We start from the raw sequence: 13,733 nt of genomic DNA, 5'->3' as shown, positions 1-13,733 counted from the left end.
GTCAGTCTGGTTCCGGCCCGGAGAGCCGGACAACGGCGCTGCAAAATCTTCGTTCTGCGGGTCGGCCGGGCACGCGGCACGGGCTGGCCGACGTATCGAAGTCTTCGCACTGGTGCTGCCCCGGCCCCGCGGCCCGTGGTTGCCTCGGGTTCCCGTGCGCGCCGACGAGCACGCGCGGACCCGCTGTCGGCACATGGTGAAAGGGGAGCACGGTGACGGGCTCCGGACTGCTGAGCCGCTACTGGATGTTCAGCGACGAGTACACGCAGGACCCATATCCCTTCCTCGCCGAGCTGCGCAAGGAGCAGCCGGTGTGCAAGGTCGAAACCCCGGACGGTGTACGGGCCTGGGTGGTGAGCCGGTACGAGGACGTGCGTGCCGCGCTCTCGGACCCGCGGCTCGGCCGGGACATCGGCAAGCTGTACCAGGCCCTGGGCCGGCAGCTCGGCCAGGAGATCAAACCGGCCGACGAGATCAGCAACCACCTCGCCAACTCCGACCCGCCCCGGCACACGCCGCTGCGCAAGGCGCTGACCTTCGCCTTCACTCCGAAGCGGGTGCGCGACCTGCGGACGGGCTGGGTGAAGGTGGTCGACGACCTGCTCGACGAGATGGTCCGCACCGGCAACCGGGACCTCGTCTCCGGCCTCAACGAGCCGCTGCCGATCATTACCATCGCGCAGCTGATGGGCGTGCCGGACGCCGACTGGCCCCGGTTCCTGGTGTGGACCAACACCCTGCGCCGGGTGGACGCCGCCGACCCGACCGGCATCATCGCCGAGCACACCCGGCAGCTGTCGGACTACCTGAAGGAGCTCATCGCGCACAAGCAGGAGAGCCCGCAGGACGACCTGCTCTCCGCCCTCGTCCACGCGGACGAGGACAAGCGGCTGGACGCCAAGGAGGCGCTGTCCACCGCGTTCGCCCTGATGACCGGCGGCAACGACACCACCACCAGCCTGCTGAACGGCTCGTTCGCGGCCCTCCTCACCCACACCGACCAGGCCCGGCTGATCACCGAGGACCCGGCTCTGCTGCCCGCCGCGGTGGAGGAACTGCTGCGCTACACCAGCCCGTTGATCAACTCCCTGCAGCGGGTGACCCTGGAGCCGGTGGAGCTGTGCGGGGTGACGATCCCGGCGGACGAGATCATCATCATCTCGCTCGCCGCGGCCAACCGCGACCCCGAGGCCTTCCCCGACCGCCCGGACCGGCTGGACGTCACCCGGGCCCGCCCGGCCCACGTCAGCTTCGGCCACGGCATCCATTACTGCCTCGGCAGCCACATGTCCAAGGCCCTCACCGAGATCGCCGTCCAGCGGGTGTACGAGCGCTTCCCCGACGTGAAGCTGGCCGTCCACCCGTCGGAGGTCCGCTACCGACCGGGCCTGATGGTCCGTCCGATGATCGACCTGCCGGTGGTGTTCACCCCGGGCGCGTGAGCCCGCCACAGGGCCCGGAACCCGTCACGGCGGGTTCCGGGCCCTCCGCCCGCGCCCCAGCCCGCCTCCCCTTCCCAGATTCCGGAGACCCGATGGACTTCAGTCTCTTCTACTTCGCCAACAACGACACCGAGGAGCGGGACCGCTACCGGCTGCTGCTCGACGGCGCGCGCTTCGCCGACCGGAACGGCTTCACCGCCGTCTGGACCCCGGAGCGGCACTTCCACCCCTTCGGGGGCCTCTACCCCAACCCGTCGGTGACCGGCGCCGCGGTGGCCGCCGTCACCGAGCACGTGGCCGTCCGGGCGGGCAGCGTGGTGGCGCCCCTGCACCACCCGATGCGCGTCGCCGAGGAGTGGTCGGTCGTCGACAACCTCTCCAACGGCCGGGCCGGCGTGGCGTTCGCCTCCGGCTGGCACGCCGCCGACTTCGCGCTGCGGCCGGAGAACTACGAGACCCGCAAGAGCGCGCTGATCGACACCGTGGACACCATCCGCCGGCTCTGGCGCCGCGAGGCGGTCGAACTCGTCGACGGCGCGGGCGAGTCGGTCTCGCTGACGATGTTCCCGCCGCCGGTCCAGCCCGAGCTGCCGGTCTGGCTGACCACCGGCGGCACCCCGGCGACCTTCGAGCTGGCCGGCCGGCACGGCATGGGCGTCCTCACCCACCTGCTCGGCCAGGAGGTGGAGGTGCTCGCCCAGCGGATCGCCGAGTACCGGGCCGCCCACCGCGAGCACCGGGACGGCCCCGGGCACGTGGCGCTGATGCTGCACACCTTCGTCGGCACCGACCGCGAGACCGTCCGGGAGACCGTTCGCGAGCCGTTCTCCCGCTACCTGGCCAGCTCCTTCGACCTCCTGGTGAAGGCGGCCGAGGCGGCCGGCGCCGACGGCGCCGCGATGTCGCGCGAGCTGCGCAGCATGGACGAGGAGGACCGCCGGTTCCTGGTGGCCCAGGCCTTCGACCGGTACTTCGAGACCAGCGGGATGTTCGGCACCGTCGACGAGTGCATGGTGATGCTGAAGCAGCTGGCGGACGCCGGGGTCGACGAGGTCGCCTGCCTGGTCGACTTCGGGGTGGCGACCGACCAGGTGGTCGCCGGCTTCGACCACCTCGCCCGGCTGCACGACGCCTGGCGGGCGCACGAGGGCCGCTGACCGCAGCCGTCCCGGGTCGGACCGCCCCGGGACCGACCGTTCGAACCGCGACCCGGCGGGCCCCGCGCCCGCCGGGTCGCGGCGTCTGCGGCACCGGGCGGCACCGGTTTGCCGCACGCCGGAGGGCCGGCGCTCCGGGGGACCACGGGGGTCCGCCCGGGGCACCGGCCCCGGCCACGCTGTGTCTTCGCCCGCCCGCCTCCGGGCGGCACCGCTCGACGCCGCGGTCAGCCCTTCCGTGCGGCGCGGTCGTAGGCCCGGGTGGTCAGCGGGATCAGCACCACCAGGAGCAGGCTCAGCATGATCAGCGAGGACGCCACCGGGTACCGCAGCGGGAACGCCAGATCGGTCCCGTTGGCGGTCGGGTTCCCCCACAGCTCGCGCAGGGCGGTGGCCATCGTGGTCATCGGGTTCCACTGGGCGATGGTCTGCAGCCAGCCCGGCAGGTTGTCGAGCGGGTAGAAGGTCGCGGACAGGAACGAGGACGGCATGGTGACGAACATCGCCACCGCGTTGACGCCCTGCGGCTCGCGCACGATCAGGCCGATCAGCGAGCCCAGCCAGGTCATCACGAAGCCGAGCAGGAAGATCAGGAGGAAGCCCTCCAGCAGCTCGAACACGTTGGTGTGGGTGCGCCAGCCGATCAGCAGGCCCACCGAGGCCATCGCGATGCAGGAGGTCGCGTTCAGCAGCACGTCGGCGAAGGTCCGGCCGAGCAGCACCGAGACCTGCGCCATCGGCATCGAGCGGAACCGGTCCACCAGGCCGTTCTTGAGGTCTTCCGCCACGCCGACGCCGGTGGTGACGACGCTCGCGAGCATGATCTGGATGAAGATGCCCGCCATGATGTACTCGTGGTAGTCGCCGTCGGGGACCGACATCGAGCTGCCGAACAGGTACCCGAAGAGGATCACGAACATGATCGGCATCAGGGTGACGTGCAGGATCTTCTGCGGCGTCCGCCGCAGGTGCGTCATGTGCCGGCCGAACAGGGCGATGGAGTCACCCAGGATGTAGGACTTCATCGGTGCGAGGCCTCCAGCTTCTTCGCCCGGGTGGTCTCCTCGACCGGCTCCGGACCGTTCCCGGTCAGCTCCAGGAACACGTCGTCCAACGAGGGCCGGCGGACCAGGAAGTCGACCACCTCGACCGAGGCGTGCTGCAGCTCCGTCGCCGCCGACGAGACGCCGGCGATGCCGGTCTCCAGGGCCACCGACACCCGCAGGCCGTCCGGGTCGATCACCGGCGGCGCGCACTCCGCCGAGGAGATCCTGGCCAGGGCCGCCTGGGCGGCCTGGGCCATCCCGGGCGAGCGCACCGTGATCTCCAACCGCTCCCCGCCGACCCGGCGCTTCAGCTCCTCGGGTGCGCCCTCCGCGGCCAGCTCGCCCTTGTTGATCACCGCGATGCGGCCGGCCAGCTGGTCCGCCTCCTCCAGGTACTGCGTGGTCAGCAGCACGGTCACGCCCTCGGCCACCTGCTTGCGCACCAGCTCCCAGAGCGCGATCCGGCTGGCCGGGTCCAGCCCGGTGGTCGGCTCGTCCAGGAAGATCACCGGCGGGCTGGCGATCAGGCTCGCGCCGAGGTCCAGCCGGCGGCGCATGCCGCCCGAGTAGGTCCGCACCGGCCGGTCGGCGGCGTGGGTGAGGCCGAACATCTCCAGTACCTCGACCGCCCGGGCGCGCGCCTGCCGGCGTCCCATGTGCAACAGCGTGCCGATCAGCACCAGGTTCTCCCGGCCGGTCAGCTCCGCGTCCAGCGCGGCGTACTGGCCGGTCAGACCGATGTTGCGACGCACCTCGTCGGCCTGGCGCACCACGTCGTAGCCCGCGACAGTGGCGGTGCCGCCGTCCGGCTTGAGCAGGGTCGCCAAGGTGCGCACGATGGTCGTCTTGCCGGCCCCGTTGGGGCCGAGCAGGCCGAAGACCGTACCCGCCTCCACGGAGAGGTCGACGCCCTTGAGCACCTCGGTGTCGCCGTAGCGCTTCCGCAGACCCGCTACGGAGATTGCGATATCCATCTGACTCCTCATCACGGCGGCGGCGGACCCGTCCGGTCAGCGCCGGACCGGCGGGGCCCGCGGGGGACGGGCTCCGACCGGCTTCCTGTTCCTTCGGTTTCGACCTGCCGCGGATCAGCCGAGCCGCAGCGGCAGCGACTCCAGTCCGCGGGTCAGGTTCATCTCGTAGCGCAGCTCCTCCGGCGCCACGGCGAGCTCGATCCGGTCGAAGCGGTCGAGCAGCGCGCCGACCGCGAGCTCGGTCTGCATCCGGGACAGCGGCGCGCCCATGCAGTGGTGGATGCCGTGGCCGAACGCCAGGTGCCCGCCCGGCCGGCGGCGGATGTCGAAGCGGTCCGGGTCGGTGAAGCGCCCCGGGTCGCGGTTGGCCGCGCCGAGCGCCACCAGGACGAACTCGTCGGCCGGGATCACCGCCCCGCCCACCTCGACCGGCTCGGCGGTGACCGAGAGCGTCGACAGGTGCAGGGAGTTGTCGTACCGGCTGAACTCCTCGACCGCGCCGGCCAGCAGGGAGCGGTCGGCCCGGAGGGCGGCCAGCTGCTCGGGGTGGCGGAGCAGGGCCAGCAGGCCGTTGCCGATGAGGTGCGCCGTCGTCTCGTAGCCGGCGACCAGCAGCTGGAAGACCATCGACACCAGCTCGTGCTCGGTGAGCCGGTCCTCCTCGTCCCGGGCCTGGATCAGGCCGGTGATCAGGTCGTCGGCCGGCTCGGCCCGCTTCCGCGCGATCAGGCCGGTGAGGTACGCGGCCATCTCCTCGGCGATCCGGTGCATCTCCTCCGGCTGCACCGCGACGGTCAGCGCGTTCGACCAGCCGCCGAACTCCGCCTGGTCGGCCTCGGGGACACCGATCATCTCGGAGATCACCGTGAGCGGCAGCGGGAACGCGAACGCCTTGAGCACGTCCACCTCACCCTGGTCGGCGAGGTCGTCGAGCAGCCGGGTGACCGTCCGCTCGATCCGCGGCCGCAGCGCCTGGATCTGACGGACCGTGAAGGCCTTGGTGACCAGCTTGCGCAGCCGGGTGTGGTGCGGCGGGTCCGTGTTCAGCATGTGCTCCACGAGCATCCGCTGACCGAGCGTCTTCTCGGCCGGCTCCTCGGGCGCCTCGACGCCGGCCCGGGCGGCGGCGACCCGGGTGGCCCGGTCCGGGTCCTTCACCAGCCGCGCGTCGGTCAGCGCCGCGCGCGCCTCCTCGTGGCCGAGGACCAGCCACATCGGCGTGCCTGCGAGTGCGACATGGGCGACCGGGCCGCGCTCGCGCAGCCGCGCGTACACGGGGTACGGGTCTCGGACGAACTCCTCGCCGAGCTGCTCCAGCTCCTGCGCCGTCTCCTCGGACATGCCGTCGGTTCCTCCCGGTCGGTCCGTCCCCGCAGTGCACGGACGTGACGATGTCATCGCCCCCGTTGATATCAGCACCGGGCGGTCCCGCAGATCCGCACATCAAGAATTTCCATGTGCCCCCGCGGGGTGACCGCGTCTGTTTTCAACTATTTGACCCGGAGTATCGCCGCGGCGGCCGTCCGGGGCATCCTCCGTTCCATGGTTGGCAGTGGCCGGGACCGCATCGGCGGCAAACCGCTGTGCCCGGCCGAGGAATCGTCGGATGGGGAACAAGAACGTGACCGCACATGACGTCGACTACATCGAGATCTACACCAACGACTGGCACCGGACCACCGATTACTTCGTGTCCAAGTGGGGATTCCGCAAGCAGGCGACGTCCCGGACCGACGAGCTCCGCTCGGTCCTGCTCCGCCACAACGGCATCCGGCTCGTGGTCACCTCCGGCCCCGCCACCGCGGAGCACCTCGCGGTGCACGGCGACGGCATCGCCGACATCGCGTTCTCCTGCACCGACCCGGAGGCCGTGCTGGCCGGCGCGGTCGCGGCCGGCGGGCGCGACCTCACCGCCCCGGGAGCGGCCGACCCCGTGGTCTCCGGCTTCGGGGCCGTCCGGCACACCCTGGTGCACCGCGCCCCCGGCGCGGAGCACCGGCTGCCGGCCGGCCGGGCCTGGACGCCGGCCCCGGCAGCCGCGGACGCAGCCGCCGACGCGGTCGCGGACGACGCCGACGGGGCCGCCGAGCTGCGCCTGCTCGACCACATCGCGGTCTGCCTGGAGGCCGGCACGCTGCACGGCACCGTCGACTACTACCTCGACGGGTTCGGCTTCGAGCGCTTCTACAGCGAGTACGTCGCGGTCGGCGACCAGGCAATGGACTCGATCGTGGTCCGCAGCCCCTCCACCGGCATCACCTTCACCATCCTGGAGCCCGACCCGGCCAAGAAGCCCGGCCAGATCAACGAGTTCCTGCAGCGCAACGGCGGTGCGGGCGTGCAGCACCTGGCCTTCCTGGTCGACGAGATCGTGCCGGCGGTGCTGGACTTCGAGTCCCGCGGTATCGAGTTCCTGCAGACCCCGGGCACCTACTACGACGCCCTGGCCGAGCGGATCGCCGACCTCGACGAGACCATCCCCGACCTGCGCAAGACCAACGTGCTGGCCGACCGCGACGAGTGGGGCTTCCTGCTCCAGCTGTTCTCCCGCTCGCCGTTCGAGCGCCGGACGCTCTTCTTCGAGCTCATCCAGCGCCACGGCGCCCAGGGCTTCGGCAGCTCCAACATCCGCGCGCTCTACGAGGCCGTCGAGCGCGCCCGGGAGCAGGCCGCCTGAGGCGCCCGTCCGGGCGGGCGCGACGGGCTCCGGACCGGTTCCGCACAGCCGGTCCCGAGCCCGTCGCGCTCACACCGCGCAGACCCCTTTCATACTGTCGATCAGGGTCAGCACCGCCTTCGCCGACGGCAGGATCATGCGGCCCTCCCGGGTGAGGTGGGCCCCGGTGGAATCGCGGGTGAAGAGTTTGGTCCCGAGCATCTGCTCCAGGCACTTGATCTGGTAGCTGATGGCCGGCTGGGAATATCCCAGCTCTTTCGCCGCGTGATCCATGCGGCCGATCTCGGCGACCGATACGAAGGCGCGAAACTCCCGCTCGTGCATTGTTCCCCCTGTCATTTCGGCGACCGGCCGAACTCCTGCGCCGAAGCAGCTGTTCCCGTTGATTTCGACTCCATGACAGCTCATTCGAATCAGCGGGGCAATGGCCGTTACAGGAAGCTGCAAGCCCCGCCGGGCCGCGCCCGGCTTCACGGCGAGGGCCGGCGGATCGCCGTGTAGAGCGCCCGGAGCATCAGGATGCCGCTGACCGCGATCGACTGGTAGCCGAGCAGCGGAAACAGCTCCAGGTGCGCCGTCACGTGAGGCCCGCGGCCGGTGCCGAACACCATCAGCAGCACGCCCATCAGCCCGGTGCAGGCCGCCAGCAGGGTGACCGTCATCTGGTGGATGAGCCCCGAGACGAACCGCCGCTCGCGCTCGTCCGCGAAGACGCGGACCCGCACGGCGAGCCGGCCCTCCTCCAATGAGGCGCTGATCCGGTCGGCCCGCCGCGGCAGCCGGCGCAGCATCGGCAGGACGGACAGCACCTCCTGGACGGCGCCGCGCGCCATCGAGGAGAGCTCGGCGCCCAGCCCCTCCTCCCGGGGCGGTCCTCCGTGGTTGCGGAACCTCAGCTGGTCGGCGACCAGCTCCCCGGCGATCGCCCGCCCCTCGTCCAGGAGGTTGAAGTCCGCCGAGAGGGCGCCCAGCGTGCCCTCCAGGGTGGCCAGGGCCCGGAAGGCGGCGGCCACCTGCGGCGGCACGGAGAGGCCGAAACGGGCCAGGATCTGGAACAGCGCGGCGAACATGTCGGTGTCCGGCCGGGCCGTGACGCCCAGGTGGTGCGCCATGAACTGGGCGAGCTCGCGCTCCAGGACGAGCGTGTCGGGTATCAGGTCCTCGCTGTTGGTGGCCCGGGTGCCGAGCAGGGCGAGCAGCGCGTCGTGCATGGCCGACGGGTCCCCGCGGTTGACGGCGAGCAGCAGCTCGCCGATGGCAAGCTGGGTGGCCGGGTCCAGCCGGCCGACCGACCCGAAGTCCAGCAGGCCGATCCGCCCGTCCTCCAGCAGCAGGATGTTGCCGGGGTGGGGGTCGGCGTGGAACACGCCGGCGCGCAGGATCTGGTGGATGACCGCGGTGAAGGTGGTGCGGGCGAGCGCCCGGCGGTCCAGGCCCTTCGCGTCGGCGACCGGGCCGGCCTTGTCCAGGGTGACCCCGTCCAACTGCTCCTGGACCAGGACCCGGGCCGAGGAGTACTCGTAGTGGATGTCCGGGATGCGCACCGGGGCGTCCGGCTCCAGCCCGCCGCAGGACGCCGCAACCGCGGTCGCGTTGCGGGCCTCGATACGGAAGTCCAACTCCTCGCGCACCGACCGGGCGAAGCCCTCGCCGAGGTCCTTCAGCCCGAGCGCCGGCGCGAACCGGGCCCGCTCCTGCAGGCTCCGGGTCACGGCGACGACGATCCCGAGGTCACGCTCGACCAGCGCGCCCACCCCGGGGCGCTGCACCTTGACCACCACCGTGGGCCCGTCCCGCAGCTTCGCCCGGTGCACCTGCGCGATGGACGCGGCCGCCATCGGCGCGTGCTCGATCCACTCGAAGACGTCCGCGACCGGCCGGCCCAGCTCGGCCCTGAGCACGGCCTCGACCTCCGGCCACGGCGCGGCCGGCACGGCGCTCTGCAGCCGGCTCAACTCGTCGATGAAGTGCGGGGGCAGGAGGTCGCGCCGGGTGGACAGCACCTGTCCCAGCTTGATGAACGCCCCGCCGCACTCCTGCAGCGCCAGCCGCAGGGAGGCGGCCGAGCGCTCACCGAACTCGCCCGGCTGGAGGGCTCGTTCGAGCCTCCCCCGGCCGCTGAACAGCCGGCCGAGACCGTGTCGGATGAAGATCCGGCTGATCTGCGAGTAGCGGCGGGTGCGGCTGAGCCGGCTGCCGACCGCACGCCACAGCTGCAGCGGCAGGGTCCAACTGCCGTACGGCAGGAAGACCTCGGTGAGCACCAGGGTCACCATCGCGGCGAGCACGGCGAGCGCGAACTTGACGCCGAACACCGCCCCGATACTGCCGTGCTCCCGGGAGAGGGGTTCGAGGCTCACCATGATGCCGAGCGCGACCAGCCCGGCGGCGAGGGCGCGCAGCGGCCCCACCCGGATCCCGAGCAGCCGCCGGGAGATCGCCGACACACCGAGGACGAGGACGGCCAGGGACGCCGCCGCTACCAGTAACACCGTCAGGGCCATCACCGGAGCCACGTTAGACCGCGGACGACCGGGACCGGCATGGGATTGTCAGCTTCATGCCGCATCCCGCGGCGGGCGGGCCCGGCCGGCCGTCACGCCGCCGCGCGCACTCCCGCGAGGAAGCCGTTCAGGCGGTCCGAGCCCCAGTAGCGGTCCGGGCCGTGGACGAAGAACGGCACGCCGAAGACGCCGTCCCGGCCGATCGTGCGCAGCGCCTCGACGCCGCGGGCCAGGACCGCCGGGTCGTCGGCGGCGTTGCCGAGGGTGTCCGGGTCGAGGCCGAGCTCCGCGCCGATCGCGGCGACCACGGCCCGCTCGGAGAGGTCGAGGCCGCGCTCGAAGCGGGCCCGGTAGGCCAGACCGATGAACTCGCGGCCCAGCCCGGCGTCCTCGGCCACCAGGTAGCCGAGATGGGAGACGTCCCAGTCGGGTTCGGTGTCCACCGGCCAGGCGACGGCGAGGCCGCGCTCGGCGGCGAGCCGCTTGACGTCCTGCAGGATGTAGAGGTGCTTCTCCTTCGACATCGGGACGTAGGGCAGCCGGATGTCCGTCCCGGCCAGGAGCCGGGCGCTCGCCGCGCCCGGCTCCCAGTAGGGGCGCCACTCGATCCGTTCCGCCACGTCGGGGGCGTTCTCGGTCAGCTCCCGGTAGGCGAGCCACGAGTACGGGCTGCGCAGGGAGAAGTACCAGCGCGTCGGTTCGACCGCCAACTTCGGCTCCAGGGGCTCTAGATGGTGATTCCGCCGTCGATCTGCAGGACGGCGCCGGTGATGTAGCCCGCGCGCGGCGAGACCAGGTAGGCGACCAGGTCGGCGACTTCGTCCGCGGTGCCGAGTCGACCCAGTGGCACCGACTCCAGGGCCTTGTCCTTGACCTTGCCGCTGAGCACGGAGGTCATGTCGGTGTCGATGAAGCCGGGGGCCACCACGTTGGCGCGGATGCCGTAGCGGCCGACCTCCTTGGCCAGCGCCCGGGAGAAGCCGATGATGCCGGCCTTGGAGGCCGAGTAGTTGCTCTGGGTGGCGTTGCCGTAGACGCCCGCCACCGAGGAGATGTTGACGATCGACCCGCCCTTGCGCTTCATCATGCCGAAGGCGACCGAGCGGCAGGTGTTGTAGACGCCGTCGAGGTTGGTGTCTAGCACGTCGTGCCACTCCTCGTCCTTCATCAGGACGAGCGGGTTGTCGCGGGTGATGCCGGCGGCGGTCACGGCCACGTCGATCGGGCCCAGCTCCCGCTCGGTCTCCTCGACCAGGGTGCGCACCGAGGCGAGCTCGCGCACGTCGGTCCGGCGGCTGAGCACCCGCACGCCGAACTCCTGGACCTCCTTCTCCAGTTCGAGCGCGGCCTGCTCGTTGGACTGGTAGCAGAAGGCGACGTCGAAGCCGTCCTGGGCCAGTCGCAGCACGGTGGCGCGGCCGATGCCGCGCGAGCCGCCGGTGACCAGCGCCACCCGGGATTCGTTGTCAGCCATGGGTCTCCCCCAAGAGTGCTTCGGTGTGCGCCGCCGGCCGGTCGGCCGGTGGCTCGGATGCCCCGCGTCAGGCGGTGGCGGTGGCGGCGGCCGGCCGCAGCTCCTCGGCGGGCCGGAAGGCCAGCACGGCGCTCTCCACGGTGAGGACGGGTTCGCCGTCCACCAGGCTCTCGCCAGCGATGATCAGCGTGTCGCCCAGAGTCCGGGTGATGGTCGCCCGGTGCTCCAGGACGTCGCCGGGCAGGACCGGTCCGTGGTACGCGAGCCCGGTGACGGCGCCGAACAGCATGACCCGGCCGGTGAGGACGTCCGGGTTGGGGTCCTCCCAGGTGGCCAGCAGGCCGGCCGCCTGGCACCAGGACTCCATCAGCAGGACCTGCGGATAGGCGAAGTCCTCGACGCCCTCGGGGACGTCCTGGTACCAGGGCTCATTGCAGCTCACGGCCTTCACGGCGGTGATGCGCTCGCCGGGGACGACGTCGAGCACCCGGTCCACCAGCAACATCGGGAAGCGGTGCGGCAGGGCCCGGCGGATCGCCGCCTGGCCGGCGGTGGTCCTCCGCTCGGCGGTCATCGGGCTCCCTCCCCTTCGGTGACGTGCGGCTCGGCGGCCTGCACTTCGGCGGCCGGCGGTCGGGCGTCGGTGAAGCGGAGCCTGGTCCGGGCCGCGACCGCGCGGCCGGTGGCCACCTCGGCCGTGCACCGCCAGCCCTCGGCGACCTCGCGCCACTCCAGCTCCACGGCCAGTTCGTCGCCGGGGAAGACCGGGCTGAGGAACCGTGCCGTCTCCACCCCGGCCAGGGCCAGGGCCCCGACGCCGGGCGGCGGGGCCGCCAGGGCGCTGAGGCGGACCGACTCGATCACGCAGACCCCGGGGAAGATCGGGAACCCCGGGTAGTGGCCGGGCAGGACCGGCTCGTCCGCCGTGACGGCGACCGCCGTCGCGGCGGACGTCCGGCCCTCGGCACCGGTCGCCGGGGGCCGGACCACCTCGACCCCCGCGACGACCGGGCTGATCGGACCCGGCCGGCTCATGCCGACCGAAGCTTCTCGCCGAGCACCTCGTAGGTGCCGGCCAGCGACGTGATCCGGGGGAACTGGTTCTCCTCCAGCCGGACGCCGTACTTCTTCTCCAGCACGACCACCACCTCCAGGGCCAGCAGGGAGTCGACGCCGAGGTCGGCGATGAAGCCGGTGTCGTCGGCCAGCTCGTCGACGTCCACGTCCAGGACCTGGGCGATCGTCGCGCGCAGGTCCTCCTTGTCCAGCACGGCCACGGCAGAGACCTCCTGGGTCGTCACGGCGGTGTCCTTTCGTCAGGGTCGGGGGGGTCAGCGCAGGCGCAGCAGGGCGCAGCCGACCGCGCCGTCGCGGTCGACCGAGGTGACCAGGGCGACCCGGCCGGCGGCCGAGGGGTCGTCCTCGGCGTGCACCAGGACGCCGGCCACCTGGAAGGCGGCCGAGGCGGCCACGGTGTCGCCGAGCAGCGCGGTCTGGGTCAGGTGGCGGGGGCTCCCGCCGGCCGTGGCGGCCTCGATCACGGCCCGCTCCTGCTCGCCCATCGGGCCGGGCACCTCGCTGGTGGAGACCGCCCACAGCTCCTCCGGCCGCACCTCTGCGCGGCGCAGGGCGCGCTCCACGCAGGAGGCCAGGGCGGTGCGGACGTCGCCGCCGAGGGCGATGCCCATCTGGACGGCGAGGACCTCGGCCAGCACCGGCTGGTCCGGGTCGTCCGGGTCGGCGCGCTCGATCAGCAGCAGGCCGCAGCCCTCGCCGGCCGGCTGCGCCGCGCCGTCGGCCTGCGGGTCGTGGGAGTGCCGGTCCAGCCAGGAGCGGGCGTGCGAGAACTCCTCGACCGCGCCGCAGAGGACGGTCCGGGCGCGGCCGAAGTTGAGCAGCCGGCGCGCGTAGTTGAGGGCGTAGAGCCCGGCCGCGTGGCCGCCGGCGATGGTCGTGTTGGGGCCCTTGAGCTGGTGCCAGATGGCGCTCTGCCCGGCGGCGCAGTTCATCACGGCGTTCGGGAACCGCGCCGGGTCGACGAAGTAGGGCTTCTCGCCGGTGAACGAGTCCCGGGTGAAGTCCATCTGGCTCTGCACGCTGCCGGTGGTCGTGCCGAGCACGAGGGCGGAGTTCTCGCCGGTGGCGACCCGCCGGTTGCGCGGCGCGTCGTCGAGCAGCCGGCCCACGGTGGTGACGGCGAGGCCGGTGGCCCGGTCCATCGACCGGGTGCCCTTCTTGCCGAGTACCGCGCGGATGTCGAAGTCCGGTACCAGGCAGGCCGTTTCGGCCGCCGCCTGCCAGGGCTCGCGGGCCAGCGGCGCCTCGGCCGACCGGCGCTCGCGCAGCCCCTCGGCGAACGCCTCGCGGCCGGTGCCGAACGGCGACACCGCCGACCAGGCCGTGATGACCATGCGATTCACAGGGGTTGAGGTGGTACTCATATCTGCTCCGTTGCTCTC

Annotated in this window: 14 protein-coding genes; 3 read left to right on the top strand and 11 right to left on the bottom strand. The window is 72.2% G+C overall.

Going from position 1 to position 13,733, the window contains the following annotated elements; translation table 11 throughout:
* The first annotated feature begins 212 nt into the window (after positions 1 to 212).
* Both ACF9IK_RS29115 and ACF9IK_RS29110 read left to right on the top strand, forming a co-directional pair.
* Positions 213 to 1,442, top strand: a complete 1,230-nt coding sequence (locus tag ACF9IK_RS29115) for a cytochrome P450 family protein (protein ID WP_395297044.1) — start codon at positions 213 to 215, stop codon at positions 1,440 to 1,442.
* Between the two features lie 92 nt (positions 1,443 to 1,534).
* Positions 1,535 to 2,599, top strand: coding sequence for a MupA/Atu3671 family FMN-dependent luciferase-like monooxygenase (locus tag ACF9IK_RS29110; RefSeq protein ID WP_395297043.1), 1,065 nt, complete (start codon positions 1,535 to 1,537; stop codon positions 2,597 to 2,599).
* A gap of 227 nt (positions 2,600 to 2,826) precedes the next feature.
* On the opposite strand, the gene ACF9IK_RS29105 is transcribed toward ACF9IK_RS29110, so the two are convergent.
* From ACF9IK_RS29105 to ACF9IK_RS29095, 3 genes are all read right to left on the bottom strand, one after another.
* A complete protein-coding gene (locus tag ACF9IK_RS29105) occupies positions 2,827 to 3,624 on the bottom strand; it encodes an ABC transporter permease (RefSeq protein ID WP_395297042.1) in 798 nt (265 codons plus the stop codon).
* Positions 3,621 to 4,619 carry an ATP-binding cassette domain-containing protein gene (locus ACF9IK_RS29100; RefSeq protein ID WP_395297041.1) on the bottom strand — a complete coding sequence of 333 codons (999 nt, stop codon included), beginning with the start codon at positions 4,617 to 4,619 and terminating at the stop codon, positions 3,621 to 3,623. Before ACF9IK_RS29100 ends, ACF9IK_RS29105 begins: the two co-directional genes overlap by 4 nt.
* Before the next feature lie 114 nt (positions 4,620 to 4,733).
* On the bottom strand, positions 4,734 to 5,960 hold the full coding sequence (locus ACF9IK_RS29095) for a cytochrome P450 family protein (RefSeq protein WP_395297040.1): 1,227 nt from the start codon (positions 5,958 to 5,960) through the stop codon (positions 4,734 to 4,736).
* A gap of 265 nt (positions 5,961 to 6,225) precedes the next feature.
* Here ACF9IK_RS29095 and hppD point away from each other — a divergent pair, with 265 nt between their 5' ends.
* Positions 6,226 to 7,296, top strand: coding sequence for a 4-hydroxyphenylpyruvate dioxygenase (gene hppD / locus ACF9IK_RS29090; protein ID WP_395297039.1), 1,071 nt, complete (start codon positions 6,226 to 6,228; stop codon positions 7,294 to 7,296).
* A 69-nt stretch (positions 7,297 to 7,365) separates the two neighbouring features.
* Here the strand turns inward: hppD and ACF9IK_RS29085 are convergent, their stop codons facing one another.
* The 8 genes from ACF9IK_RS29085 to ACF9IK_RS29050 all read right to left on the bottom strand — a co-directional run bounded on the left by ACF9IK_RS29085 (position 7,366) and on the right by ACF9IK_RS29050 (position 13,715).
* The gene (locus ACF9IK_RS29085; RefSeq protein ID WP_313762817.1) at positions 7,366 to 7,620 is read right to left on the bottom strand and encodes a LysR family transcriptional regulator; all 255 of its coding nucleotides are present in this window, start codon (positions 7,618 to 7,620) and stop codon (positions 7,366 to 7,368) included.
* Between the two features lie 146 nt (positions 7,621 to 7,766).
* Positions 7,767 to 9,800, bottom strand: coding sequence for an ABC1 kinase family protein (locus ACF9IK_RS29080; protein WP_395298714.1), 2,034 nt, complete (start codon positions 9,798 to 9,800; stop codon positions 7,767 to 7,769).
* Positions 9,801 to 9,892: 92 nt separating this feature from the next.
* Complete coding sequence (locus ACF9IK_RS29075; RefSeq protein ID WP_395297038.1) at positions 9,893 to 10,510, bottom strand: 2-hydroxychromene-2-carboxylate isomerase; 618 nt, start codon at positions 10,508 to 10,510, stop codon at positions 9,893 to 9,895.
* A gap of 17 nt (positions 10,511 to 10,527) precedes the next feature.
* Entirely contained in the window at positions 10,528 to 11,274 is a 747-nt protein-coding gene (fabG, locus tag ACF9IK_RS29070) for a 3-oxoacyl-[acyl-carrier-protein] reductase (protein ID WP_395297037.1), read from the bottom strand.
* A 67-nt stretch (positions 11,275 to 11,341) separates the two neighbouring features.
* Positions 11,342 to 11,848, bottom strand: a complete 507-nt coding sequence (locus ACF9IK_RS29065) for a 3-hydroxyacyl-ACP dehydratase FabZ family protein (RefSeq protein ID WP_395297036.1) — start codon at positions 11,846 to 11,848, stop codon at positions 11,342 to 11,344.
* The gene (locus ACF9IK_RS29060) at positions 11,845 to 12,309 is read right to left on the bottom strand and encodes a 3-hydroxyacyl-ACP dehydratase FabZ family protein (RefSeq protein WP_395297035.1); all 465 of its coding nucleotides are present in this window, start codon (positions 12,307 to 12,309) and stop codon (positions 11,845 to 11,847) included. Before ACF9IK_RS29060 ends, ACF9IK_RS29065 begins: the two co-directional genes overlap by 4 nt.
* Positions 12,306 to 12,575, bottom strand: coding sequence for an acyl carrier protein (locus tag ACF9IK_RS29055; protein WP_395297034.1), 270 nt, complete (start codon positions 12,573 to 12,575; stop codon positions 12,306 to 12,308). Before ACF9IK_RS29055 ends, ACF9IK_RS29060 begins: the two co-directional genes overlap by 4 nt.
* Before the next feature lie 30 nt (positions 12,576 to 12,605).
* The gene (locus ACF9IK_RS29050) at positions 12,606 to 13,715 is read right to left on the bottom strand and encodes a beta-ketoacyl synthase N-terminal-like domain-containing protein (protein ID WP_395297033.1); all 1,110 of its coding nucleotides are present in this window, start codon (positions 13,713 to 13,715) and stop codon (positions 12,606 to 12,608) included.
* Positions 13,716 to 13,733 lie beyond the last annotated feature (18 nt).

Origin of the sequence: Kitasatospora hibisci (assembly GCF_043950205.1) — a bacterium.
In the GTDB taxonomy this organism is placed as follows: Bacteria; Actinomycetota; Actinomycetes; order Streptomycetales; family Streptomycetaceae; genus Kitasatospora; species Kitasatospora hibisci.
The sequence above is the reverse complement of the archived record's forward strand: the minus strand, read 5'-3'. Positions and strand labels throughout refer to the sequence as shown.

Bases quoted from the DNA above. Each gene is read 5' to 3' on its own strand.
- ACF9IK_RS29110 (WP_395297043.1), top strand. From the start codon at position 1,535: ATGGACTTCAGTCTCTTCTACTTCGCCAACAACGACACCGAGGAGCGG.
- ACF9IK_RS29105 (WP_395297042.1), bottom strand. From the start codon at position 3,624: ATGAAGTCCTACATCCTGGGTGACTCCATCGCCCTGTTCGGCCGGCAC.
- ACF9IK_RS29100 (WP_395297041.1), bottom strand. From the start codon at position 4,619: ATGGATATCGCAATCTCCGTAGCGGGTCTGCGGAAGCGCTACGGCGAC.
- ACF9IK_RS29095 (WP_395297040.1), bottom strand. From the start codon at position 5,960: ATGTCCGAGGAGACGGCGCAGGAGCTGGAGCAGCTCGGCGAGGAGTTC.
- hppD (WP_395297039.1), top strand. From the start codon at position 6,226: ATGGGGAACAAGAACGTGACCGCACATGACGTCGACTACATCGAGATC.
- ACF9IK_RS29085 (WP_313762817.1), bottom strand. From the start codon at position 7,620: ATGCACGAGCGGGAGTTTCGCGCCTTCGTATCGGTCGCCGAGATCGGC.
- ACF9IK_RS29080 (WP_395298714.1), bottom strand. From the start codon at position 9,800: ATGGCCCTGACGGTGTTACTGGTAGCGGCGGCGTCCCTGGCCGTCCTC.
- fabG (WP_395297037.1), bottom strand. From the start codon at position 11,274: ATGGCTGACAACGAATCCCGGGTGGCGCTGGTCACCGGCGGCTCGCGC.
- ACF9IK_RS29065 (WP_395297036.1), bottom strand. From the start codon at position 11,848: ATGACCGCCGAGCGGAGGACCACCGCCGGCCAGGCGGCGATCCGCCGG.
- ACF9IK_RS29060 (WP_395297035.1), bottom strand. From the start codon at position 12,309: ATGAGCCGGCCGGGTCCGATCAGCCCGGTCGTCGCGGGGGTCGAGGTG.
- ACF9IK_RS29050 (WP_395297033.1), bottom strand. From the start codon at position 13,715: ATGAGTACCACCTCAACCCCTGTGAATCGCATGGTCATCACGGCCTGG.